Raw genomic sequence first — 23,357 nt, forward strand, 5'->3', positions numbered from 1 at the left:
AGCATGTCCGATAAAATTGAACTTCGCGCAGAGGTGCCGTCCGAATTGGGCGGCCAACGCCTCGATCAAGTCGCCGCACAATTATTCGCTGAGCACTCGCGCTCGCGCCTTTCCGCCTGGATCAAAGACGGCCGCCTGACTGTGGATGGAGCGGTTATCCGCCCGCGAGACATAGTGCATGGCGGTGCGATTCTTGAGCTGACTGCCGAGCAGGAAGCCCAGGGAGAATGGGTCGCCCAGGACATTGAGCTGGATATCGTCTACGAGGACGATGACATCCTGGTCATCAACAAACCCGCAGGCCTGGTGGTTCACCCGGCGGCCGGGCACGCTGATGGCACTTTGCTCAATGCCCTGTTGCACCACGTGCCGGACATCATCAATGTCCCGCGCTGCGGCATCGTGCACCGCCTGGACAAGGACACCACCGGCCTTATGGTGGTGGCCAAGACCATTCAGGCGCAGACGCAGCTGGTCACACAATTGCAGAGCCGCAGCGTCAGCCGGATCTACGAGTGCATCGTGATCGGTGTCGTGGTGGCGGGTGGCAAGATCAACGCGCCGATCGGTCGTCACGGCCAGCAGCGCCAGCGTATGGCGGTCATGGAGGGCGGCAAGCAGGCCGTCAGCCACTACCGTGTGCTGGAGCGCTTCCGCTCCCACACCCATGTGCGGGTCAAGCTGGAAACCGGGCGTACCCACCAGATTCGTGTGCACATGGCCCACATCAACTTCCCGTTGGTGGGCGATCCTGCCTACGGTGGTCGCTTCCGCATTCCACCTGCGGCCAGCCAGACCATGGTTGAATCGCTCAAATCCTTCCCGCGCCAGGCACTGCATGCACGCTTCCTGGAACTGGACCATCCGACGAGCGGTAAGCGGATGAGCTGGGAATCGCCGTTGCCGGACGATCTGGTCTGGTTGTTGTCGCTGCTCAAGCAGGATCGCGAGGCGTTTATCGGATGAGTGACTGGCTGATTCCTGACTGGCCCGCGCCGGCCGGGGTGAAAGCCTGTGTCACCAGCCGTGCGGGCGGCGTCAGTCTGGCGCCGTTCGATAGCCTCAACCTGGGCGATCATGTCGAGGACGACCTCGAGGCCGTCCTGGAAAACCGCCGGCGTCTTACGCACGCGTTCAATATTCAGCCTGCCTGGTTGCGCCAAGTCCACGGGATAACCGTGGTCGAGGCTGACCCGTCACGCACTGCCGAAGCCGATGGCAGCTGGACCAGCACCCCCGGCATTGCCTGCACTTCAATGACCGCTGACTGCCTGCCCGCGTTGTTCTGCAACCGCGCCGGCACCCGCGTTGCTGCAGCCCATGCGGGTTGGCGTGGCTTGGCGGCAGGTGTGCTCGAAGCAACTGTCGACAGCCTCGATGCCAAGCCTGATGACGTATTGGTCTGGCTCGGTCCGGCCATTGGCTCGCACGCCTTTGAAGTCGGCCCGGAAGTGCGCGAAGCCTTTATGCAGCAGTTGCCGGCCAGCGCCGACGCCTTTGCGCCAAGCCGCAACCCCGGCAAGTTCATGGCTGACATCTACGGGTTGGCCCGCCTGCGCCTTGCTGCCCGGGGCGTCACCGCTGTGTATGGTGGCGGTTTGTGCACCGTGACCGACCCACGCTTCTTTTCCTACCGGCGCAGCCCGCGCACCGGACGTTTTGCCTCCCTTATCTGGCTCGAGCGCTAGACTCCCTTGATCTGGGTCAACGCTGGCCCATATCAGCCATCGCTTGCTTGAATCTTCCAGAATCCACCCCATCTATAAGGGTATCTGGCAGGTTTCTTCATTCAGGAATGTTTTATAGCTCCGGCCTGCTCAAAAGGAAGGTGACTAATGCGTATTGATCGTTTAACCAGCAAATTGCAGTTGGCTCTATCGGACTCTCAATCCCTGGCGGTGGGCCTCGACCACCCGGCCATTGAGCCTGCACACTTGATGCAGGCGCTCCTGGAACAGCAAGGTGGTTCTATCAAGCCCTTGCTGATGCAGGTGGGCTTTGACGTCAACAGCCTGCGCAAGGAGTTGAGCAAAGAGCTCGACCAACTGCCAAAAATCCAAAACCCGACCGGCGACGTGAATATGTCGCAGGATTTGGCGCGGCTGCTCAACCAGGCTGACCGCCTGGCCCAGCAGAAGGGCGACCAGTTCATCTCCAGTGAGCTGGTGCTGCTTGCCGCCATGGATGAAAACAGCAAGCTCGGGAAATTGTTGCTCGGTCAGGGCGTGAGCAAGAAAGCCCTGGAAAACGCCATCAACAACCTGCGTGGCGGCGACGCGGTGAATGACCCCAATCATGAGGAGTCGCGCCAGGCCCTGGACAAATACACCGTTGACCTGACCAAGCGCGCCGAAGAAGGCAAGCTCGACCCGGTGATCGGTCGTGACGATGAAATTCGGCGCACCATCCAGGTGCTGCAACGTCGTACCAAGAACAACCCGGTGCTGATCGGCGAGCCTGGCGTGGGTAAAACCGCGATTGCCGAAGGGCTGGCCCAGCGCATCATTAATGGTGAGGTGCCGGACGGCCTTAAAGGCAAGCGTCTGTTGTCTCTGGACATGGGCTCGCTGATCGCCGGTGCCAAGTTCCGCGGTGAGTTCGAAGAACGCCTGAAGTCCCTGCTTAACGAGCTGTCGAAGCAGGAAGGGCAGATCATTCTGTTTATCGACGAACTGCACACCATGGTCGGCGCCGGTAAAGGCGAAGGCTCCATGGACGCCGGCAATATGCTCAAGCCAGCGTTGGCGCGGGGTGAATTGCACTGTGTGGGCGCCACCACGCTTAACGAGTATCGCCAGTACATCGAGAAAGACGCGGCCCTTGAGCGGCGCTTCCAGAAAGTACTGGTGGAAGAGCCGAGTGAAGAAGACACCATCGCGATCCTGCGTGGCCTGAAAGAGCGCTATGAGGTCCACCATAAGGTGGCGATCACTGACGGCGCGATCATTGCGGCGGCTAAATTGAGCCATCGCTATATCACCGACCGGCAGTTGCCGGACAAGGCCATCGACCTGATCGACGAAGCGGCCAGCCGCATCCGCATGGAGATCGACTCCAAGCCCGAAGTGCTCGACCGTCTGGATCGGCGCCTGATTCAACTGAAAGTCGAATCCCAGGCGCTCAAGAAGGAAGAGGACGACGCGGCGAAGAAACGCCTGGAAAAACTCCAGGAAGAAATCGTACGCCTGGAACGTGAGTATTCTGACCTCGAAGAAATCTGGACCTCGGAAAAAGCCGAAGTGCAGGGTTCCGCTCAGATCCAGCAAAAGATCGAGCAGTCCCGTCAGGAGCTGGAAGCCGCGCGCCGTAAAGGCGACCTGAACCGCATGGCCGAGTTGCAGTACGGGGTGATCCCCGACCTGGAGCGCAGCCTGCAGATGGTCGACCAGCACGGCAAGGCCGAAAACCAACTGTTGCGCAGCAAGGTGACCGAGGAAGAAATTGCCGAGGTCGTCTCCAAGTGGACCGGAATCCCCGTGTCGAAGATGCTTGAGGGCGAGCGCGACAAGCTGCTGAAAATGGAACACCTGTTGCACCAGCGCGTGATTGGCCAGGAAGAGGCCGTGGTGGCGGTGTCCAACGCCGTGCGGCGTTCGCGGGCGGGTTTGTCCGACCCGAACCGTCCGAGCGGCTCGTTCATGTTCCTCGGCCCGACCGGTGTGGGTAAGACCGAGCTGTGCAAGGCCTTGGCCGAGTTCCTGTTTGATACCGAAGAGGCCATGGTGCGGATCGATATGTCCGAGTTCATGGAAAAACACTCGGTGGCCCGCTTGATCGGCGCACCACCAGGCTATGTGGGTTACGAAGAGGGCGGCTACCTGACCGAAGCCGTGCGGCGTAAGCCTTACTCGGTGATCCTGCTGGATGAAGTCGAGAAGGCGCACCCGGATGTATTCAACATCCTGCTGCAAGTGTTGGAAGATGGCCGCCTGACGGACAGCCACGGGCGTACCGTGGACTTCCGCAACACGGTCATCGTAATGACTTCCAACCTGGGCTCGGCACAGATCCAGGAGCTGGTGGGGGATCGTGAGGCACAGCGTGCCGCGGTAATGGATGCGTTGACCTCGCACTTCCGCCCGGAATTTATCAACCGGGTCGATGAAGTGGTGATCTTCGAGCCTTTGGCGCGGGATCAGATCGCGGGTATTACCGAGATCCAGTTGGGCCGCTTGCGTGCCCGTCTGGCCGAGCGCGAGCTCTCGCTGGAGCTGAGCCGCGAGGCGTTGGATAAACTGATCGCGGTGGGTTACGACCCGGTGTATGGCGCACGGCCTTTGAAACGTGCAATCCAGCGCTGGATCGAGAACCCGCTGGCGCAGTTGATCCTGTCGGGCAGCTTTATGCCAGGCACCAGCGTCACGGCGACCGTGGAAAACGACGAAATCGTCTTCCACTGAGCCCAGCCGGTAGGGCAATAACAGAAGGCCTCGCATTGCGAGGCCTTTTTTTTCGATAGGGCGTTGAACTGTAAGGCAAAGGCTTGTAAAGTGCGCCCCGCAGCAACGTCAGCCCACGGGTTTCTTCTCCCCAAGAAGAAATCAGAAAGAAGCGCAAATCATTGTCTTAAAAGCAATTTAAAGGGTTGACAGGGGTTTTTAAGATTGTAGAATAGCGCGCCTCAGAGGCACTAACGTAGCGATACGGAAGCGTCGAAGAGAAGGTAGTACGCAGTAACGTAACACTTTGAAATGTGTAGTTCCGTGATAGCTCAGTCGGTAGAGCAAATGACTGTTAATCATTGGGTCCCAGGTTCGAGTCCTGGTCACGGAGCCAATTTCAAACCGGGGTATAGCGCAGTCCGGTAGCGCGCCTGCTTTGGGAGCAGGATGTCAGGAGTTCGAATCCCCTTACCCCGACCATATTTGGGTCGTTAGCTCAGTTGGTAGAGCAGTTGGCTTTTAACCAATTGGTCGTAGGTTCGAATCCCACACGACCCACCATTTTTGAGACCAGTTAACGCTGGAATCGAATCTTAAGATCAGAGGCCAAAAGCGCTGATCGAAGAAGGCGACTGAGAGGTCGCCTTTTTTTTACCGGGGTATAGCGCAGTCCGGTAGCGCGCCTGCTTTGGGAGCAGGATGTCAGGAGTTCGAATCCCCTTACCCCGACCATATTAAAAATCCTCGTATCGAAAGACACGGGGATTTTTTTTGTGCACGAAAATCTTGAATCTACCGCAAAACAAATGTGGGAGCGGGCTTGCTCGCGAAGGCGGAGGTGCAGTGCCAGATCTAATGACTGGCACACCGCTTTCGCGAGCAAGCCCGCTCCCACATTTTCAGGCCCAATTTGGGGCCTTGTTGTTAATGCAATTTAAGACGTGGCTCGGTGCCCCGCCCAATCTTGCTCCCCAGCATCAGCATCGCCGTGCGGAAGAAGCCATACAGCGCCATTTGGTGCATGCGGTACAGCGACACATAGAACATCCGCGCCAACCAACCCTCAAGCATCACGCTGCCGGTGAGGTTGCCCATCAAGTTGCCCACCGCCGAGAAGCGCGACAGCGAAATCAGCGAGCCGTAGTCGGTGTACTTGTAAGACGGCAGGTCCTTGCCTTCGATGCGCAGTTTCAGCGACTTGGCCAGCAACGAGGCCTGCTGGTGAGCCGCTTGGGCGCGCGGCGGTACATTGCGGTCGGTGCCCGGTTGCGGGCAGGCGGCGCAGTCACCAAAGGCAAAGATGTTTTCGTCGCGGGTGGTTTGCAGCGTCGGCAACACCTGCAATTGGTTGATGCGGTTGGTTTCCAGGCCATCGATGTCCTTGAGGAAACCCGGTGCACGAATACCGGCGGCCCACACCTTGAGGCTGGCGGGAATAACCTGGCCGCTGCTGGTGATCAGCGCGTCGGCCGTCACTTCGCTGACGGCCGAGTTGGTAAGTACTGTCACGCCGAGCTTCTCCAGGGTTTTATGCACAGGCCCGCCGATGCGCTCTGGCAGGGCCGGCAATACCCGTGGGCCCGCTTCGATCAAGGTGATGTGCATGTTTTCCGGCTTGATGCGGTCCAGGCCATACGCCGCCAGCTCATGGGCGGCATTGTGCAGCTCGGCGGCCAGCTCGACACCGGTGGCGCCGGCGCCGACGATGGCTACGCTGATCTGTTCAATGGTGTCGGTCTGCCCCGCATGGGCGCGCAGGTAGTGGTTGAGCAATTGCTGGTGAAACCGCTCGGCCTGCTTGCGGGTATCAAGGAACAGGCAATGTTGCGCTGCGCCCTCGGTGCCGAAGTCGTTGGTGGTACTGCCGACGGCGATCACCAGGCTGTCGTAGCCCAGCACGCGCGCGGGCACCAGCTCGCGGCCCTCTTCGTCGAGGGTGGCGGCCAGCTGGATTTTCTTCTGCTCACGGTCGAGCCCGCTCATTCGCCCCAATTGGAACTCGAAGTGGTTCCATTTAGCCTGGGCGACGTAATTGAGTTCGTCTTCCGAAGAGTTCAGTGAGCCTGCCGCCACTTCGTGCAGCAGTGGCTTCCAGATATGGGTCAGGTTGGCGTCCACCAGTGTGATGCTGGCGGTGCCGCGCTTGCCCAGGGTCTTACCCAGGCGGGTAGCCAACTCCAGGCCGCCGGCGCCGCCGCCGACGATAATAATACGATGGGTCATGGGGATATCTCGCAAGGCTAAAAGAAATCGGAGCAGTTACCCCCGCGAGCGCCAGGCAGCTCATAGCGTCAGGTAACTCAAAAGGCGGCTCAGCAAACCGAGCCCGATCACCACCACCAGCACCACACCAAGGAGCAGCCACGGCCGGAACGGCTTGCGCTCAACTCGATTCTGGGAGAGTTGCAGGTACTCTTCGACATGCTGTTGGTCATCGGGGTTCAGGCGGCTGGTCATATAAGGCCTCGTCAGGTAGACGTTGCAAAAGGGCGCCACGTTACAGTCCGGGGGGATCAGAGGCTGATGCCCACGTCGAACACTATGCTGCGGCCCAGGTTGTTGCGCAAGAAATCCGGCGCATCCGGGTGCGCGAACAACACCCGCGCAAACGTCGGCCCCACCAGCGACAGCGAGCGCCAGCCCTGGCGCAGGTATTCGGTGGGGGGCGGGAAATGGCTGTTGAGGTCCAGCACTTCGCGCTTGAGGCTGGTAAAGGCGACGATATCCAGCTCGCCCAGGTCCATCCCGCGCTCTTTGTAGTTGTGCGCTTTCTTGCGCAGGGTCGGTGCCAGGCGCAACAGGAACTCATGGGCGGGAATACGCCGTGGCTTGGCTTCGCGCCGCACCAGTTGGCTGAGGGAGAACGCGCTGCGCCGGCGCAGCAGTTCGTCGCGCCATTCGTCGTTGAGGCGCCGCCCTTCATCCAGCACGAAAAAAACCTCGAAACTGGCGTCGCGAAACAGCACGTCTGGCGGCTCTTGCCCGGCGGCGTGAAACTCTTCGGCACGGTAGGGCACGTTCAAGCCTTGCAGCAGGCGCTGGCAGACCCAACGCTCACGCTCCCATTTGCGGGCATTGGACAGGAACGCGTTGGCTTGTTCGGCCGCGACGGTGAGCAGGCGCAGGTAATCTGAGTCATCCATGCTTGCAGCTTAGCGTCCAAATGATGACCGCAGGAAGTCCCGCTGCAAAACCTCGGTGTAGACTGGCCACTCGACTCCAGCTCCAGTATCAGAGGTGTGGCGTGATATTTTTTGCAGTGGGACGACGTACGTGATCAGTGCCGCCGTGCTGGCGCCAGCCACGCTCAGCGTCGGCTGGTTGCTGTATGCGCCGGTGCTGGTGTGGGCGGTGCTGCGTTCGCCGTGGGTCGAGTTGTTTGCCGACCGGCGGCGCCAGCATGTGCTGTTTGGCACCGTGTTCGCGCTGTTCATGTTGTGGTTGGTGCGGCGGGATTTCGATACAGGCGTCTCCTACCACTTTATCGGCATGACCGCCGTGACCCTGCTGCTGGATTGGCCGCTGGCAATCGTTGGCGGGTTCGCCGCCCAGTTGGGGTTGATGGCGTTGGGGCGCCAGGATTTGGCGGCCCTGGGCATCAACGGCTTGTTGCTGGTGGTGCTGCCGGTGCTGGTTACCGAAGGCTGCGCGATGCTGGTAGAGCGGGCGCAACCGCGCAATCCGTTTGTGTACATCTTCTGTTCCGGCTTTTTTGCCGCCGCGCTGTCGGCCTTGCTCTGCCTGTTGCTGGGGTTGGGCTTGCTGTGGTTTGACGGTCGTTTTGCCATGCCCGAATGGCTGGAGGATTTCGTCGGTTACCTGTGGCTGATCATCTTCCCCGAGGCCTTTATCAACGGCATGGTTATCAGCGCCCTGGTGGTGTTTTGCCCGGAATGGCTTGAGACGTTCAACCGCACCCGCTATCTCTCGGCACCCTGGAAGGATGACGATTCGCAGCGTTGATCCAGGTCAAATCCTGCGCGACTCGGCAGGCTCATGCTCTGCAGAATTTTTCAGGAGCACGGATCATGAGTGTGTATGAATGGGCACGGCAGGAGTTGCGCAGAAGCCAGGACGCGGCACAGGAAATCGGCTTTGACCCCGGATTGACCCTGCGCGCGATGCTCAGCGCCGTGGTGCAGCAGAGCAAGGGCGTGCGCAGTTTCGAAGACCTGGCCGACGAGCTGCAATACCTTGCAGAAAACCTCGACGACCAGCAGGAATACGCCTTTATGCGGCCTTAATGGCGCGGCGGCAGGTCTTCGGAAAACAGCTCGTCTTCAGCATCCGGTGCCACGGGGATCTTGTGTTCCTCAGCGGCCCAGGCACCCAGGTCGATGAGTTTGCAGCGGTCCGAGCAGAACGGCCGGTTGAGGTTGGTCGCTTTCCATTCCACGGGTGCACCGCAGGTTGGGCAGTCGACGGTCAAGGGTTGGCTCATGATCGGCCTCCACGCAAAGTAAGGTAAAAGTGGTGCAGTCGCTCGACCTCGCTGTGCAGCCAGGCGAGGTCCTGGTCATTGACCAGCACGTCATCGGCATGGTTCAGGCGGTCTTCGCGGCTGGACTGGGCCTTGAGGATCGCCTGCACCTGTTGCTCACTGATGCCGTCGCGCTGCAGGGTACGCTGAATCTGCAGCGATTGCGGCACGTCGATCACCAGGATGCGCTGGGTCATGCTGTACTGCCCGGATTCGATCAGCAGCGGTGACACCAGGATCGCGTAAGGCGACCGGGCGCGCGCCAGATGGCTGCGGATTTCCTCGCCAATCAGTGGGTGCAGCAAGGCCTCCAGCCAGCGCCGTTCTTCGGGTAATTCAAAGATAAGCTTGCGCAGGGCGGCACGGTCCAGCTGGCCATCAGGCTGCAGGACGCCCGCGCCAAAATGCTCGGCGATGCGTGCCAGCGCCGGCCGGCCAGGCTCGACCACCCAGCGCGCGGCGTGGTCGGCGTCCACCAGGTCGATGCCCAGGTCGATAAAGTGCTGGGCCGCCGCGCTCTTGCCGCTGCCGATGCCACCGGTGAGGCCGAGAATCCAGGGTGTTGCAACAGAAGTGGTCATCTGAAACCGACAGACTGCAAATAGAAGTCGGTTATTTGACCACCCCAGAGCAATGCAATCCAGCCGGCAATTGCCAGATACGGACCAAACGGCATCGGCGTCGAGGCCTGGGCCTTGCGCAGGCGCAGCAGGATCAGCCCGACAAACACCCCCACCAGGGACGACATCAACAGCGTCATCGGCAGGATCTGCCAGCCACCCCAGGCACCCAACAGTGCCAGCAACTTGAAGTCGCCGTGGCCCATGCCGTCCTTGCCGGTGACCAGCTTGAACAGCCAGAACACTGTCCACAGGCTCATATAGCCGATCACTGCGCCCCACAGGGCGTCGGGCAGTGTGGTGAACAGTGTGAAACCGTTGACGATCAGCCCCAGCCACAGCAACGGCAGCACCAATACATCCGGCAGTAGCTGGTGCTCCATATCGATCAGGCTCATCGCCAGCAACCCCCAGCTTAGTACCATCACCGCTGCCGCTTGCCAACCAAAGCCGAAATGCCAGGCCACCAGGGCCGTGATCAGTGCGCAGGCCAACTCGGTAAGCGGATAGCGGGCGCTGATCGTGCCCTGGCAATGCGCGCAGCGGCCCCTGAGGAACAGATAGCTGAGCAGCGGGATATTTTCCCAGGGGCGGATCGGATGATCGCAGTGCGGGCAGCAGGAATTCGGCTGCATCAGGTTGTAGGTCGGCCCGGCCGGCTCGACAGGCAGCCCGAGCACCTCATGCGCCTGGGCGCGCCACTCCCGTTCGAGCATTTTTGGCAGGCGCCATACCAGCACGTTGAGAAAGCTACCGACGATCAGCCCCAGCACCAAAGCCATCGCGGTAAAGGCCCATGGGTGTTCACTCAGCAGCAGGCTCAAAATGCATTTCCCAATTGGAATACCGGCAAATACATGGCGATGACCAGCGCCCCGACAATGCCCCCCAGCACCACCATGATCAGCGGTTCCATCAGGCTGGTCAGGTTGTCCACCAGGTCGTCCACTTCGGTTTCGTAGTGGCAGGCGACTTTTTCCAGCATGTGGTCCAGCGTGCCCGACTCCTCGCCGATGGCTGTCATCTGGATCGCCATACCGGGAAACAGGCGGCTGTTGGCCATGGATTGATTCAATTGCATGCCGGTAGATACGTCATGTCGCATATGCTCGATTGCCTGTTTGAACGGCCCTGAACCTGCGGCTCCGGCCACGGAACCCAAGGCTTGCACCAGCGGCACACCGGCCGCAAAGGTAGTGGAAAGCGTGCGCGCATAGCGGGCCACGGCTGATTTGTGCAGCAGTTTGCCTGCCAGGGGCGTTTTCAACAAACCGGCGTCCAGCCGATGACGAAACCCCGGTGAAGCTCGGTAGGCATGGCGCAGCGCAATGGCGCATGCGCCCAGGCCCAGCACCAGCATCCACCAGGCGCGCTGCATGAATTCGGAAAGGGCGATGACCTGCAAGGTGAAACCGGGCAGCGTGCCGTCGATCCCGGCGAACAGGTTCTGGAACTGTGGCACCACGTGCACCAGCAGCACGCCGGTGACCAGGCTGGCAATGACCAGTACCGCGATAGGGTAAGTCATGGCCTTTTTGATTCTGGTTTTGAGCCGCTCGCTTTTTTCCCGGTGGATTGCCACGCGCTCCAGCAAGGTCTCAAGCGCCCCGGCTTGTTCGCCGGCCGCCACCAGGTTGCAATACAAGTCGTCGAAGTAGCGCGGTTGTCGACGCAATGCCTCGTTCAGGCTAATGCCGGCGGCGATCTCCTGTTTCAGCCCTTGCACCAGCTCGCGCATGGCGCGGTTGTCGAAGCCTTCGCTGATGATGTCGAAGGCCTGCAACAGTGCAATCCCGGCGTTCAGCAGCGTGGCCAGTTGACGGGTGAACAGGGTGATGTCCGCGCTTTTTATCGGCGCGGTGAAGTTCGCCAGCATCGCGGTTTTTTTGTACACCCGCCCTGGGTTGATGCCTTGCTGGCGCAACTGCGCCTTGATCAGGGCGGGGTTGTGAGCGCTGGTTTGCCCGGACACCTTGCGTCCTTTGCGGTTGGTGCCTTCCCAGGCGTAAATCGTCGAAGCGTTGTTCATGTCGCGGTTCCGCACGCAGGTCGTTGAAGATTTATAGCTTAGTCAGGTGACGGCTTCGGGCCGGCTGGCGACCCAGGATAAAATGTCAGAATGTGCGTCTTGCAGGCGCTTGACCGCGCCCGGATGAGTACACTGGCGCCGCTGTACACCACGGGGCGCAGGAAGCGCCTTGTCATGAGTTTTATTCTGGAGAGTGAATGTGATGCGTCAGAAAGGTTTTACCTTGATCGAGTTATTGATCGTCGTGGCAATCATCGGCATCTTGGCCACCATCGGCTTGCCCATGTACACGACGCACCAGGCCAAGGCCAAGTTCACCGCCGGACTGGCTGAAATCACCGCGTTGAAGGCCGGCTACGAAGACACCATCAACCAGGGTGCCGCCCCCACCCTGGCCTTGATTGGCGGCACCAGCCCCACCGCCAACTGCAAGATCGACGTGGCAGGCGATGTGGCCACGGGCGCGGGCACCATCAGTTGCGAAATACTCGACGCGCCCGCGCCGGTACTGGGCAAGACCATCAGTCTGACGCGCAGCGCCACCGCTGGCTGGAAGTGCACGACAACCGTTGAAGCAAAATATGCTGCCAAGGGCTGCGGCGCGGACGGGGCATAACTGCTAAACCATCCACATGGACGAGAGGTGGCCGATGGCGTTATCCGTACAGCAGCGCGGCGGTATTTTTCTGGTAGCCGTGCTGTGTCTGCTGGTGGTTGGGATATGCGCGCCGTTCAGCGGGCATGATCTACAACGTGTAATGCAGATTGCCATCGGCGTTTGTGCGGTGCTGTATGGGCTGTGGCTCAGCCCGCTGGAGCGGTGGGTGGATCGGCCCACCGGCCTTGGCCTCGTGTTGATTATCGGGCTGGGGCTGGTGTCTTCGGCACTCGCCGCTCAGCCGCTGTGGGCGTTCACCGAAGTCGCGTTATTTGTCAGTTGCGCGGCGATCGCCTTGGCGTTTGCCGCACTTCGTCGTCAGGGGGGCGAGCCGCTGGATCGTGCGCTGATCCTGATGGTGGTGCTGCTGTGCCTGATCAAGTCGAGCCAATACCTGTATGCCGGTGCACTTGCGTTCAGCAGTGGCCAACCTACGCTGGATCCCGACCTGTTGCTGTCAGGCTTTTCCAACAAGCGCTTCTATGGTCAGTTCCAGACATTCACCTTGCCGCTGCTGGCGCTGCCCCTGCTGATACCCAACGTTTGCCGTTCCCTGCGAGGTGCGGCGTTTGCGTTGCTGTGCGTCTGGTGGTTGATCGCAATCAGTGGCGGCACGCGCGGTACCTGGCTGGGCATGGGCTTGGCTGGCGCGGTGCTGGCGGTACTTGGGCCATGGGGGCGGCGCTGGCTGGGTTGGCAGTTGGCCGCCGTGCTGGGCGGGCTGTTGCTGTACTGGCTGGTGTTTACGCGGTTGGCGGATTACCTGGGGATCGAGATCTCCAATGGTGCCAGTGATCGTCTCACCACTTCGCTGTCGGGGCGCGGTCCGATCTGGTCGCAGGCCTGGGATATGCTCGTCGAGCACCCCTGGTTGGGCTTGGGGCCTATGCACTTTGCCGATATTGCCAACCCGATTGCCGCTCACCCCCACCAGGCCGTTTTGCAATGGGCCAGCGAATGGGGGGTGCCCTCGGCGCTGTGTGTGGCGCTGCTGGCGTGGCGCGGTGGCTGGGCCACGGTGGGTGTGCTGCAGGCGCGGGCGCTGTCCACGGCGCGCGCTGATCTGCTGCGGTTATGCCTGTTTGCCGCGTTGGTCGGTGCGTTGGTGCAGTCGATGGTCGACGGTGTGATCGTCATGCCCAACTCCCAGGTCTGGCTGGCGCTGGTGGTGGGCTGGTTGATGGCGCTGCATGTGTGGCGAACGCCGGTCACTGCCGTACAGCCGTTGGCCTGGCAGGCGTGGAAAACATTGAGTGTGCTGGCCGTTGGTCTGCTGGTAGTTATCGCGGTGCGCGATGTGCCCCATTTCAAGTACGCCCAGCAGCAATACCTGCACACTTATAACACTCACCTGCAGCCCCGCTTCTGGGTCCAGGGGGTGATTTCCCACTGACGCTCGTAAGTTGCCGGACGCCCGATGCGGTGCTAGCTTTAGTCCACCGCCCGTGTAGCTCAGTTGGTAGAGCAGCGCACTCGTAACGCGAAGGTCGCAGGTTCAACTCCTGTCTCGGGCACAAAGGCAGCACCGTTTCAAAGGCAACGTTTTCAGATGATCCCAGAATGGTTCTGAAGGCCAGACGAGTCGGTATTCACGCCCGCTCTTTTGTATCTGCGCAACCTTGATGACCCAGATGCATCCCCATTCCTTGATCTAAGAGAACAACATGACCACTACAGCGATGACCCAGGAAGTTCGGCACCAAGCAGCCCTCGAAAAATACCTCGAGGCCACGCCGCAGCTTAAAGAAGAGATCAAGGACCTGAGCGCCGATGATCAGCGTGATCAGATCCAGTGGGCGTTCGAGGATGAGGCCGAGAGCCAGGGCTACCAGCCGTGGGAGCTGACCCTCAAGTACACCTCGACACCGGAAGAGTTCGAAGCAGCGCGGCTGGCCTTGCACAAAGAGGCGGCCGAGGTGCTGGGTGTCGAGTGGGAAGAGTATTGCGAGATGAACGACCTGGTCGTTTAAAACAGCGTGTAGGAGCGAGCAAGCTCGCTCCTACCGTTGAGGCGCTTCAGATACTGAGGCGCATCGACAAATCCACCGCTTTCACATCCTTGGTCATCGCGCCGATGGAGATGTAGTCCACCCCGGTCTCGGCGATGGGCAGCAAGGTGGTTTCATTGATCCCGCCGCTGGCTTCCAGCTTGGCCTTGCCGCCGTTCAGGCGCACGGCTTCACGCATATCATCCAGGCTCAGCTCATCCAGCATGATGATATCGGCGCCTGCCGCCAGTGCTTCGCGCAGTTCGTCCAGGCTTTCCACTTCGATTTCCACCGGTTTGCCCGGGGCGATCTTGTGCGCGGCCGTAATGGCTTGGGCGATGCCACCACAGGCGGCGATATGGTTTTCCTTGATCAGGAACGCGTCATACAGACCAATGCGGTGGTTGTGGCAGCCGCCACAGGTTACCGCGTACTTCTGCGCCAGGCGCAGGCCTGGCAGGGTTTTGCGCGTATCCAGCAACTTGACCTGGGTACTGGCAACAAAATCCGCCAGGTACTGGGCGCGTGTGGCCACCCCTGACAGCAGTTGCAGAAAATTCAGCGCGCAGCGTTCGCCGCTGAGCAGCGAGCGTGCCGGGCCTTCGAGGTGAAACAGCACCTGGTTGGGGCTGACGCGTTCGCCGTCGGCCACCTGCCAATGCACCGCGACCCGTGGGTCGAGTTGGCGGAAGACTGCGTCCACCCAGGCGGTACCGGCGATAACCGCGCTATCGCGGGTGATGATGGTTGCCGTGGCCAGCCGTTCGGCCGGGATCAATTGTGCAGTGATGTCGCCGCTGCCGATGTCTTCCAGCAGTGCGCGGCGCACGTTGGCTTCGATTTCGGCGGTGAGGTCGGCAAGACGGAGATTCGGCATAACAGGCTCCACAAACAAAGTGCTCCGATTATAGGGGCAGTGCGGGCCCGAAGGCAGGCTCGGCGCTGATTTACCGCGCAATGGCAGAGTTTGCTGGCGCAACCCCCCTCATTTGCCAGATAATCTCGCGCCTTGCAATTGGCGTCATAGCTTTGACGACCTGGTGATAGCCGGTTTTCCATAGTGCCCAACGGGCCTGTGCCCGATTTTTACCCAATTCAATACCGCCGTTTCAGGAGGCCAGGATGCACAATGACGGAAAGGTGGTGCCAATCAACAAGGCACAGACCACGCCATCGCCGCTCGCCCGGCTTCCGGTAGTGTTGCTGCAAGTCCGCGACAAGGCTGCGCAACAGTTGCAGCAGGGGCTGCAGGAACTGTTCGATAACGCCGACGACACGTTGTTCGAAATGGCCGACAAGGCCCGCAGCAACGTTGATCACCATATTTTCTTTGAAGCCATGCGTGACCTGCGCCTCAAGCGCAAGAATTTCGAGCGCGTGTTCATGGAGCGCCTGTTCGATGCGTTTGCCGACCTGGGCCAGGCCGGGCGGGGTGAGCTGCAATTGGTGCCGGTGCTGTCCTATGACGCGGCGCCGGGTACATCCCGGGATGAGCTGGAAAAAGCCGTGGCGCTGGAGGCCATGCTCGGGCGGGTGCGCCACCGCGACGGCGTGGCCCTTGGGCAACTGACCGCGCGCCTGAGCGCGCTGCTCGGCAACCGCCTGGATGACCGTGAGAATCCCTTGGGCCCGGCGCTGCTCTGTGAGTGCTTCCTGCGCGCAGGGCGCAGCCTCGGCGTGGAGATCCGCGTCAAGCTGATCATGCTCAAGCTTTTCGAAAAATACGTACTCAGCGACGCCGACCAACTGTACGGCGAAGCCAACCAACTGCTGGTCGCGACCGGGGTTTTGCCCGAGCTCAAGGCCGTGCCATCGCGCCGCCCTGGCGGGCGTGCGGCCCGTGAGCAGCCGAGCCAGAACATGCCGCCGAGCGCCGAGCACCCGGTTGACGAAAATGGCCAGGAAGCCTTCGGCGCCTTGCAGGCCTTGCTGGCCCCACTGCGCGGCAGCGTAGCGCCCACCCTTGAAGCCAGCGCCGAACCGCAGCCCATTGCCACCCGCGACCTGCTGCGCCTGCTGTCCCATTTGCAGCAGTATGTGCCGGAGCCTGAGGCTGAAGATGATTTCGACCTGCGCAACCAGCTTGAGCAATTGCTCACCCGCGTCAGCGTCAAGAGTGGCAAGTCGCGGGTAGTCGAGAATTCGGACGAAGACGTGATCAACCTGATCGCCTTATTGTTCGAATTCATCCTCAACGACCGCACGGTGCCCGATGCCTTCAAGGCGCTGATCGCGCGCCTGCAGATCCCGCTGCTGAAAGTGGCGGTGCTGGACAAGCACTTTTTCAGCCGCGCCAGCCACCCGGCGCGTCGCCTGCTCAATGAAATCGCTGCGGCGGCCATGGGCTGGAGCCCGCGCGAGGACTACCAGCGCGACAACCTCTACCTGCGTATCGAGCAAGTGGTGCAGCGTTTGCTCAACGAGTTTGTCGAAGACCCGGCGATTTTTTCCCAGTTGCTTGCCGAGTTCTGCGCGTTCAGCGCGGATGAGTGGCGGCGCAGCGAGCTGATTGAACAGCATACCCGCGACGCCGAGGAAGGCCGCGTGCGCACCGAGGCGGCCCGCCAGCGGGTGGCGGATGTGCTGAATCGACGCTTGCTGGGCAAGGTGTTGCCGCTGGCGGTAGTGCAGTTCCTGCAGCAGGCATGGAGCCAGGTACTGTTGCTGGCCAGCCTCAAGCACGGCGAGCAATCGGTGCAATGGCAGGCCGGGCTGCGCACGATGGACGAGCTGATCTGGAGCGTCAGCCTGCAGCAGGACACCGAGGCCGGGCGCCACCTGCTCGAAGAGTTGCCGGGCTTGCTCAAGGCGCTACGTGATGGCCTGACCAGTGCGGCGTTCGACCCTTTCAGCACGCGTGAATTTTTTCTGCGCTTGCAGGCCCTGCATATCCAGGCGCCCGGCGGCATCGACGAGTTGATCGCGGTGCGCGAGCCTTTTGTGCTCAGCACGGCACCGCATGACCCGGCCGTCGACCTGCCGGCCAATGACCCCGAGCTGCTCAAGGCTCGCCAACTGCAGATCGGCACTTGGGTGGAGTATGAGGACGGTACCGCCAACAGCCTGCGTTGCCGGCTCACCGCGATCATGGCACCGGCCGGCAGCTATATTTTTGTCAGCCGCACCGGGCTCAAGGTCCTGGAGCAAAGCGCCGGCCAGCTGGCGCTGGCGTTCAAGCGTGGCGCGCTGCACACGTTGGATGACGGGCCGCTGTTCGAGCGCGCGATGGCGGCGGTGGTGGGCAAGCTGCGTCAATTCAATCGCGGCAAGTGATCGCAACCACAGGGGCGAACGCGGCATACTGGTAACACGTTGTCTTACCCAAGGAACCTGTATGCAGTTGGACCCCACCAGCGGCTGGTGCCAGGGCATCCGTCATTGCCCTTCGCCCAACTTCAACGAGCGCCCTACAGGCGAAATCTCACTGTTGGTGGTGCACAACATCAGCCTGCCACCGGCGCAATTCGCCACCGGTAAAGTGCAGGAGTTTTTCCAGAATCGCCTGGATGTCACGGAACATCCCTACTTTGAGGGGATTGCTGACCTACGGGTATCCGCGCATTTTCTGATTGAGCGCGACGGCGCGGTGACGCAGTTTGTGTCCTGTATCGACCGGGCCTGGCATGCCGGGGTTTCGTGCTTCGACGGGCGTGAAACCTGCAATGACTTTTCTTTGGGCATTGAGCTGGAAGGCACGGATGACCTGCCGTTCACCGATGCCCAATATGCCTCGCTGATCGATCTGACCGGCCAGTTGCTGGCGGCCTACCCAGGCATCACCACGCAGCGCATTTGTGGCCACAGCGACATTGCCCCGGGGCGCAAGACCGATCCCGGCCCCGCTTTTGATTGGGCGCGCTTTCGCAGCGCCCTGCAGGATGGAGGACACGCACGATGAGTTTTCTGGTGTTGGTGCTGGCGGTATGGATCGAGAAATTCTCGGCCCTGCGCCGGCGGTTGCAGCGCGATGGCGGTTGGCTGCGTGAGTTGGCCAAGCTGGAAGCGAGCCCGCGCATGGGCAAGCAACCCTGGCTGATTCTGGTGTTGCTGGTGTTGTTGCCGGTGGCCTTGCTGGCGCTGTTGCTGCTGGTGCTGGAACCGGTGGCCTACGGCTTGTTGGCGCTGCCGGTGCACCTGTTGGTGCTGATCTACAGCCTGGGGCGCGGCGATTTGCTGGCCGGCCTTGGCCCGTTTCGCGATGCCTGGCGACGCGGCGATCTGCAAGCCGCCGAGCACGTGGCCGAGCGCGATCTGAGCCTGAGCGCCGACAGTGGCGAACAACTGCTCGAGCGCGTCCAGGGCCATTTGCTCTGGCAGGCCTACCAGAGCTTTTTCGCGGTGATTTTCTGGTACTTCCTGTTGGGGCCGGTTGCGGCCCTGGCGTATCGCCTGCTGGCCCTGGCCAGTGAGCACAGTAAAAACCCGCTGGTGGCCGAGCGCGCCGCGCAGTTGCGGCACGCTTTTGACTGGCTGCCGGTACGCCTGCTGGCGGCCAGTTTTGCCTTGGTGGGCAACTTTGTCGCGGTCAGCCGGGTGATGCTGCATGAGTTGTTGAACTGGGATATCAGCGCCGCGCAACTGGTGGAAAAGGTCGGCCTGGTGGCTGCCGAAATTCCACCGCCGGCGGTAGGCGCCGACGGCATCAACAGTCTCGATCGCCTATGGGAACTGCTGCTACGCGCCGCGGTGCTCTGGTACGCCGGTTTTGCAATCTGGACCGTGCTGCCCTAATAAAACTGTGGGAGGGAGCTTGCCCCCTCCCACAGTTCGTTAACCTTAAGTTACAAAACTCCCCTCCAAATTGAGCTATACAGACAGAGCGCCAAATAGTGGCTTTCTGCCGCCGCCCTGCGCCTCAAATAAAAATAAAACAAGGGGAGGTCACCTGTGAAGAGCTTGCTCTATCCCGCTGTCGCGCTGATGAACCGTCTGAGTTTCGGCATGAAGTTCAGCCTGATCAGCGTGCTGTTCCTGCTGCCGATGCTGGCGACCAACTACTACCTGGTGCGCGATTCCTGGCGCGAATTCCAGGGTACACGCACCGAATTGCAAAGCCTCGATCTGCTGGGCAGCAGCCTGGCGCTGCGCCGCGACCTCGAAACCCTCAACAACCAGGTGCAGATCAACGCAACCCTCGGCCAGGCCGGCAAGGCCGGTGACCTGGAAGGCAAGATCACAGCCCTGGAACAAAGCGTATTGAGCCGCCTGCAAGGCCTCAACGCGATGACCACCGAACCTGATCAACTTGCCGCGTTTGAGAGCAAGCGCGACGAGTTGGTAGCGGCCTTCAAGGCGCAGCAGCAGGAAACCTCGCTGTTGAGCAAAAGTGCCTTGATCGGCAAATTGCTCAACAAAGCGCAAATGCTCAGCCAGATCATCGCCAGCCAGGCCGGCCTCAGCCGCGACCCCCAGAGCGATCTGCGCCAACTCAGCGAGTTGGTCACCAGCGTTACCCCGCAAGTCACCCAGACCCTCGGCGAAGGTCGGGCGATGGGCGCGTATTCACTGGGCCAGGGCTTTCTCAATTCCGCGTCCAGCACGCGCTTTGACGAATTGCTGCAACAGTTGGAAAAACTCCACGCCGAATACGGCCTGAAATTGCACGACGCCCTCGGCGCCAGTAATGCCGCGCACGCAGCGCTGGCCGACCTGGCCAAAGCCAGCAACGCCAGCCTCAAGCAAGGCAGCGAGCTGTTTGAGGAACAGGTGGTGATGGCCGAAACCCTCGACGCACCCTGGCAGGGCTTTTACGACAGCGTCAGCCAATTGATGGCGCAGACCTATCAACTCGATGAGGCCACCCTGACCTTTATCGGCCAGCAACTGGAGCAGCGCCTGGCGCAGAACCGCATGCACATGGTGGTGCTGGTTTCGGCGCTGACGGCGGTGTTTCTGCTGATCTTCTATCTGTACGCCGGCTTTTACGCCTCTACACGCACAACGCTGCGGCACCTGGGGGCGATGATGGACAAGGTGGCGGCCGGCGACATGACGGTGACCTTTGTCGCCCATAGCCGCGATGAGCTGGGCGAACTGGGCCAGGTGTTCAACGGCACCGTGGCAAAAATCCATGACTTGATCGAACGCGTCGGGCACACCGTCAGCCAGGTCGAACTTCAGGCCGGCCAGGTGGAAAGCGTCTCGGCCCAGAGCAATAGGGCGGTTTCCGGCCAGCGTACTCAGATCGAGCAGGTCGCCACGGCCATGAATCAGATGTCGTCTACTGCCCAGGAAGTGGCGCGCAGCGCAGCGGCGGCGGTCAGCAGTGCCCACAGCGTCAACGATGAAACCGTCAACGGCCGTGGCCTGGTGCAATCCCAGCAGGGCAGCATCGCGCGGCTGGCTTCGGAGATCGACCAGTCGGTGCGGGTCATCAACCAGTTGGCCATCGACAGCCACGCCATCAGCAGCGTTTTGGAGGTGATCAAGAGCATCGCCGAGCAAACCAACCTGCTGGCACTCAACGCCGCCATCGAGGCGGCGCGGGCCGGCGAGCAGGGGCGCGGCTTTGCGGTGGTGGCCGACGAGGTGCGCACCCTGGCCCGGCGCACCCAGCACTCGACGGAAGAAATCGAACAGATGATCAGCCGCCTGCACGGCGGCGTGGCGGCAGCGGTGAAAGCCATGGGGAGCAGCCATGAAATGGCCAGCGGCACGGTTGGCGAGTCGGAAAAGGTCCAGCAGGCCTTGGAAAACATCCTGGGGGCCGTAGGAATGATCGTGGACCAAAACCAGCAGATCGCCGCCGCCGTGGAGCAGCAGACCGCCGTCGCGCACGATATCGACCAGAATATCGTCGCCATCAATCGTGCCGGTGAGCATGCCGCCGAGGGCGCGCACCAAACCGAAGCGGCAAGCCGGCAGTTGTCGATGCAGGTGATCGAGTTGAAACAGCTGATCGGCGCCTTCCGTGTGTAGGGCGTAAGCGTGGGAATTATCGTTATGTGATGGGGGACTTGTCTTGATTTGCCTACGTCTCTGTTCCCACCTTGGGAATGAGCTTGAATGGGGCACACACATTCAGGTTCAGGGGAGGCACGGCGATGACCACTGTAATCGGCATCAAAGGGCACTGCGCCCATTGCAACATCACGTTTGAACTAAAGCCTTGGCAATTGAATGCCATCGCCATCGACGAGCCGTTCGAGTGCCCGTACTGCCAGCGCATCCTGCAGGCGGGCTGCCCACGGCAGCTGCGTCAGCTCAAATCCCTGGATCACTGGGCGTTGGTGAGCCCGAGCATGATGGTGCTGACCTGCGTGGTGCTGATCGTGGCATTGGTGGCGGAGTGGGTGGGGCTGATCAGTATGCTCGGGCAGTTGAATGTGTCACTGGTGGTGCTGCTGGTGCATTTCCTGGCGTTGCGTTATGCCCGCTACCGGCAACGGATAACCTTGGACCTGCAGGTGGTGAAGCCCGCCCTACCAATTGAACAGCTCGCACGCATTGCGTGTGCTCGCCTCAGCCAGCAATAGCGGGCTGGTGCCCATGTGCGCGGCCAGCGCGGTGCAGATCGCCGGCAGGTGCCGCGGGCTGTTGCGCTGGCCGGGGAACATGGCAGGCGCCATGTCGGGCGAGTCGGTTTCCAGCACCACCGCGTCCAGCGGCAATTGCGCCAGCACCTTGTGCATGCGCAGGGCCTGGGGCCAGGTCGCGGCACCGCCCAGGCCCAGTTTGAACCCCAGCTTGATGTACTCGTGGGCCTCTTCGCGGCTACCGGCAAAGGCATGGATGATGCCGCCACGAGGCAGGCGGATGCGTTTTAGGGTGGCGATCACCGCCGCGTGGCTGCGGCGTACGTGCAATAGCGCCGGCAGTTGGAAGTCCACCGCCAACTTCAGCTGCGCTTCGAACAACGGCTGCTGGCGCTCGCGGTCCAGTGTGTCGAGAAAATAATCCAGGCCGATTTCGCCCACTGCGCACAGCTGCCGATGACCCTGCAGGCGGGTCAGCCAGTCGCCCAGTTCGGCCATGTCGGTGGGGCGGTGGTCGTCGAGATACACCGGGTGCAGCCCGAATGCGGCGAATAAGCCTTCATCGGTTTGCACCAGGTCCCACAGACGCTGCCAATTCTGCTGATACACCCCAAGCACCACCATGCGTCCCACGCCCACTTCGCGGCTGTGGGCGAGGACTTCACCGCGATCACTGTCGAAGTCCGGGAAGTCCAGGTGGGTGTGGGTGTCGATCAGCTCCACGTTCAGGCCTCGTGAATACGCTGCTTGAACGTACGGCCGATGGCGTGCACGCCGGGTTGGTAACTCTCATCTTCAATCGCGGCAAGCGCCAGGCGCAGGGCGGTGTCGGCGATCAACTGATGTTGCTGGGCCATGGCGTTGACCGGCAGCGGCAGGAAATCCAGCAGCTGGGTATCGCCGAAGGTGCCCAGACGCAGTGGTCGCGACTTCAACGGGAAGTCATGCAATGCATCAAACACGCCTTGCAGCAGCACGTAGGAGGTGGTCACCAATGCGTCAGGCAAATGCCCCAGGCGTTGCAGCAGTTGCTCCATCAGCTGTCGGCCACAGTCGCGGCTGAACGCCTCGCCGTGTTCGACCACGACCTCGCCGGTGAACCCTTGCAGCGCTTGCTGAAAACCCGCCGCGCGCTCCTGGCTGATGCTCAGCTCGGGCCGTGCGCCGATCAGCACGATCTGCTTGGGCAGCGGTTGCAGCAGGCTGCTGGTCAGTTGCTGGCAGGCCTGGCGGTCGTCGCTGACCACCGAGCAGAATTGCCCCGGCTCCATCACCCGGTCGATGGCAATCACCGGCAGCCCCTTGGCTTGCAGCTCGCGGTAACTGTCATCGCTGGCCGGCAGGCAGCTTGCAACAAACAGTGCATCGCAGCGGCGGGCGCGGAACAGCTGCGCCAATTGGCGTTCGCTGCCGGCCTCGTCGTCGGAGCTGGCGATCAGCAACTGATAGCCACGGGCGCGGGCGCCTTGCTCGAGCAATTTGGCGATGCGCGCGTAACTGGGGTTTTCCAGGTCTGGCAGGATAAAACCCAAGGTGCGTGTATGCCGGCTGCGCAGCCCGGCCGCCTGGGGGTTGGGAGTAAAGCCGTGGGCTTCAACGACGGCACGCACCCGTTCGACGGTTGCGTTGCTGATGCGTTGTTGCTCGGCCTTGCCATTGATGACGTAGCTGGCGGTGGTCACGGACACACCGGCGAGACGTGCGATATCACTGAGTTTCAAACCG

Annotated in this window: 23 protein-coding genes, 5 tRNA genes and 1 pseudogene; 19 read left to right on the plus strand and 10 right to left on the minus strand. The window is 61.2% G+C overall.

Features of this window, described 5'->3' with window-relative positions; translation table 11 throughout:
• The first annotated feature begins 3 nt into the window (after nt 1-3).
• The 7 genes from rluD to CXQ82_RS04115 all read left to right on the plus strand — a co-directional run bounded on the left by rluD (nt 4) and on the right by CXQ82_RS04115 (nt 5,114).
• Complete coding sequence (rluD, locus tag CXQ82_RS04085) at nt 4-966, plus strand: 23S rRNA pseudouridine(1911/1915/1917) synthase RluD (RefSeq protein ID WP_005784662.1); 963 nt, start codon at nt 4-6, stop codon at nt 964-966.
• Nucleotides 963-1,688, plus strand: a complete 726-nt coding sequence (pgeF, locus tag CXQ82_RS04090; protein WP_101266403.1) for a peptidoglycan editing factor PgeF — start codon at nt 963-965, stop codon at nt 1,686-1,688. The genes rluD and pgeF overlap by 4 nt, the downstream gene beginning before the upstream one ends.
• Nucleotides 1,689-1,835: 147 nt before the next feature.
• Complete coding sequence (gene clpB / locus CXQ82_RS04095) at nt 1,836-4,400, plus strand: ATP-dependent chaperone ClpB (RefSeq protein WP_101266405.1); 2,565 nt, start codon at nt 1,836-1,838, stop codon at nt 4,398-4,400.
• A gap of 300 nt (nt 4,401-4,700) precedes the next feature.
• Nucleotides 4,701-4,776 (plus strand) — tRNA-Asn (locus CXQ82_RS04100).
• A gap of 9 nt (nt 4,777-4,785) precedes the next feature.
• Nucleotides 4,786-4,862: transfer RNA gene (locus CXQ82_RS04105), tRNA-Pro, on the plus strand.
• Nucleotides 4,863-4,867: 5 nt separating this feature from the next.
• Nucleotides 4,868-4,943 (plus strand) — tRNA-Lys (locus CXQ82_RS04110).
• Nucleotides 4,944-5,037: 94 nt separating this feature from the next.
• Nucleotides 5,038-5,114, plus strand: a tRNA-Pro gene (locus tag CXQ82_RS04115).
• A gap of 192 nt (nt 5,115-5,306) precedes the next feature.
• On the opposite strand, the gene CXQ82_RS04120 is transcribed toward CXQ82_RS04115, so the two are convergent.
• The 3 genes from CXQ82_RS04120 to CXQ82_RS04130 are packed head-to-tail and all read right to left on the minus strand — an operon-like array spanning nt 5,307 to nt 7,525.
• Nucleotides 5,307-6,605 carry an NAD(P)/FAD-dependent oxidoreductase gene (locus CXQ82_RS04120; protein ID WP_065900570.1) on the minus strand — a complete coding sequence of 433 codons (1,299 nt, stop codon included), beginning with the start codon at nt 6,603-6,605 and terminating at the stop codon, nt 5,307-5,309.
• Between the two features lie 60 nt (nt 6,606-6,665).
• A complete protein-coding gene (locus CXQ82_RS04125) occupies nt 6,666-6,839 on the minus strand; it encodes a DUF3094 family protein (protein WP_016976295.1) in 174 nt (57 codons plus the stop codon).
• 56 nt (nt 6,840-6,895) lie between these two features.
• Nucleotides 6,896-7,525, minus strand: coding sequence for a DUF1780 domain-containing protein (locus CXQ82_RS04130; RefSeq protein ID WP_010213242.1), 630 nt, complete (start codon nt 7,523-7,525; stop codon nt 6,896-6,898).
• Between the two features lie 130 nt (nt 7,526-7,655).
• Here CXQ82_RS04130 and CXQ82_RS04135 point away from each other — a divergent pair, with 130 nt between their 5' ends.
• Both CXQ82_RS04135 and CXQ82_RS04140 read left to right on the plus strand, forming a co-directional pair.
• Entirely contained in the window at nt 7,656-8,345 is a 690-nt protein-coding gene (locus tag CXQ82_RS04135; RefSeq protein WP_101266407.1) for an energy-coupling factor ABC transporter permease, read from the plus strand.
• Between the two features lie 65 nt (nt 8,346-8,410).
• On the plus strand, nt 8,411-8,626 hold the full coding sequence (locus CXQ82_RS04140) for a hypothetical protein (RefSeq protein ID WP_003171680.1): 216 nt from the start codon (nt 8,411-8,413) through the stop codon (nt 8,624-8,626).
• Here the strand turns inward: CXQ82_RS04140 and yacG are convergent.
• The 4 genes from yacG to CXQ82_RS04160 are packed head-to-tail and all read right to left on the minus strand — an operon-like array spanning nt 8,623 to nt 11,511.
• A complete protein-coding gene (gene yacG, locus CXQ82_RS04145; protein ID WP_003188437.1) occupies nt 8,623-8,823 on the minus strand; it encodes a DNA gyrase inhibitor YacG in 201 nt (66 codons plus the stop codon). The genes CXQ82_RS04140 and yacG overlap by 4 nt on opposite strands.
• Complete coding sequence (gene coaE / locus CXQ82_RS04150; protein WP_101266409.1) at nt 8,820-9,443, minus strand: dephospho-CoA kinase; 624 nt, start codon at nt 9,441-9,443, stop codon at nt 8,820-8,822. Before coaE ends, yacG begins: the two co-directional genes overlap by 4 nt.
• Nucleotides 9,440-10,306, minus strand: a complete 867-nt coding sequence (locus tag CXQ82_RS04155) for an A24 family peptidase (RefSeq protein WP_101266411.1) — start codon at nt 10,304-10,306, stop codon at nt 9,440-9,442. Before CXQ82_RS04155 ends, coaE begins: the two co-directional genes overlap by 4 nt.
• A complete protein-coding gene (locus tag CXQ82_RS04160) occupies nt 10,303-11,511 on the minus strand; it encodes a type II secretion system F family protein (RefSeq protein WP_101266413.1) in 1,209 nt (402 codons plus the stop codon). The genes CXQ82_RS04155 and CXQ82_RS04160 overlap by 4 nt, the downstream gene beginning before the upstream one ends.
• A 202-nt stretch (nt 11,512-11,713) precedes the next feature.
• On the opposite strand from CXQ82_RS04160, the gene CXQ82_RS04165 reads away from it, so the two are divergent.
• The 4 genes from CXQ82_RS04165 to CXQ82_RS04180 all read left to right on the plus strand — a co-directional run bounded on the left by CXQ82_RS04165 (nt 11,714) and on the right by CXQ82_RS04180 (nt 14,139).
• Nucleotides 11,714-12,127, plus strand: a complete 414-nt coding sequence (locus tag CXQ82_RS04165; RefSeq protein ID WP_101266415.1) for a pilin — start codon at nt 11,714-11,716, stop codon at nt 12,125-12,127.
• A 34-nt stretch (nt 12,128-12,161) separates the two neighbouring features.
• Entirely contained in the window at nt 12,162-13,562 is a 1,401-nt protein-coding gene (locus tag CXQ82_RS04170) for an O-antigen ligase (RefSeq protein WP_101266417.1), read from the plus strand.
• 48 nt (nt 13,563-13,610) lie between these two features.
• Nucleotides 13,611-13,683, plus strand: a tRNA-Thr gene (locus CXQ82_RS04175).
• Nucleotides 13,684-13,833: 150 nt separating this feature from the next.
• A complete protein-coding gene (locus tag CXQ82_RS04180) occupies nt 13,834-14,139 on the plus strand; it encodes a DUF6388 family protein (protein WP_101266419.1) in 306 nt (101 codons plus the stop codon).
• Between the two features lie 46 nt (nt 14,140-14,185).
• On the opposite strand, the gene nadC is transcribed toward CXQ82_RS04180, so the two are convergent.
• A complete protein-coding gene (gene nadC / locus CXQ82_RS04185; protein ID WP_101266421.1) occupies nt 14,186-15,034 on the minus strand; it encodes a carboxylating nicotinate-nucleotide diphosphorylase in 849 nt (282 codons plus the stop codon).
• Between the two features lie 245 nt (nt 15,035-15,279).
• Here nadC and CXQ82_RS04190 point away from each other — a divergent pair, with 245 nt between their 5' ends.
• The 6 genes and pseudogenes from CXQ82_RS04190 to CXQ82_RS04210 all read left to right on the plus strand — a co-directional run bounded on the left by CXQ82_RS04190 (nt 15,280) and on the right by CXQ82_RS04210 (nt 21,632).
• On the plus strand, nt 15,280-17,430 hold the full coding sequence (locus tag CXQ82_RS04190) for a DUF1631 domain-containing protein (protein WP_101266424.1): 2,151 nt from the start codon (nt 15,280-15,282) through the stop codon (nt 17,428-17,430).
• 61 nt (nt 17,431-17,491) lie between these two features.
• Nucleotides 17,492-18,055, plus strand: coding sequence for a 1,6-anhydro-N-acetylmuramyl-L-alanine amidase AmpD (ampD, locus tag CXQ82_RS04195; RefSeq protein WP_101266426.1), 564 nt, complete (start codon nt 17,492-17,494; stop codon nt 18,053-18,055).
• Entirely contained in the window at nt 18,052-18,888 is an 837-nt protein-coding gene (ampE, locus tag CXQ82_RS04200; RefSeq protein ID WP_101266428.1) for a regulatory signaling modulator protein AmpE, read from the plus strand. The genes ampD and ampE overlap by 4 nt, the downstream gene beginning before the upstream one ends.
• Nucleotides 18,889-20,013: 1,125 nt before the next feature.
• Nucleotides 20,014-20,217, plus strand: a pseudogene (locus CXQ82_RS31820) (HAMP domain-containing protein); the annotation flags it as partial.
• A 153-nt stretch (nt 20,218-20,370) separates the two neighbouring features.
• Nucleotides 20,371-21,075: a methyl-accepting chemotaxis protein gene (locus CXQ82_RS31825; protein ID WP_371917349.1), complete on the plus strand. Its 705-nt coding sequence runs from the start codon at nt 20,371-20,373 to the stop codon at nt 21,073-21,075.
• Nucleotides 21,076-21,200: 125 nt separating this feature from the next.
• Complete coding sequence (locus CXQ82_RS04210; protein ID WP_101266432.1) at nt 21,201-21,632, plus strand: hypothetical protein; 432 nt, start codon at nt 21,201-21,203, stop codon at nt 21,630-21,632.
• Here CXQ82_RS04210 and CXQ82_RS04215 read toward each other — a convergent pair.
• Together CXQ82_RS04215 and cra are read right to left on the minus strand one after the other, a co-directional pair.
• On the minus strand, nt 21,579-22,355 hold the full coding sequence (locus CXQ82_RS04215) for a TatD family hydrolase (protein WP_101266434.1): 777 nt from the start codon (nt 22,353-22,355) through the stop codon (nt 21,579-21,581). The genes CXQ82_RS04210 and CXQ82_RS04215 overlap by 54 nt on opposite strands.
• Before the next feature lie 2 nt (nt 22,356-22,357).
• Nucleotides 22,358-23,353, minus strand: a complete 996-nt coding sequence (gene cra / locus CXQ82_RS04220) for a catabolite repressor/activator (RefSeq protein ID WP_101266436.1) — start codon at nt 23,351-23,353, stop codon at nt 22,358-22,360.
• Nucleotides 23,354-23,357: the final 4 nt, after the last annotated feature.

The sequence above is a fragment of the Pseudomonas sp. S09G 359 genome, assembly GCF_002843605.1.
Lineage (GTDB): Bacteria > Pseudomonadota > Gammaproteobacteria > Pseudomonadales > Pseudomonadaceae > Aquipseudomonas.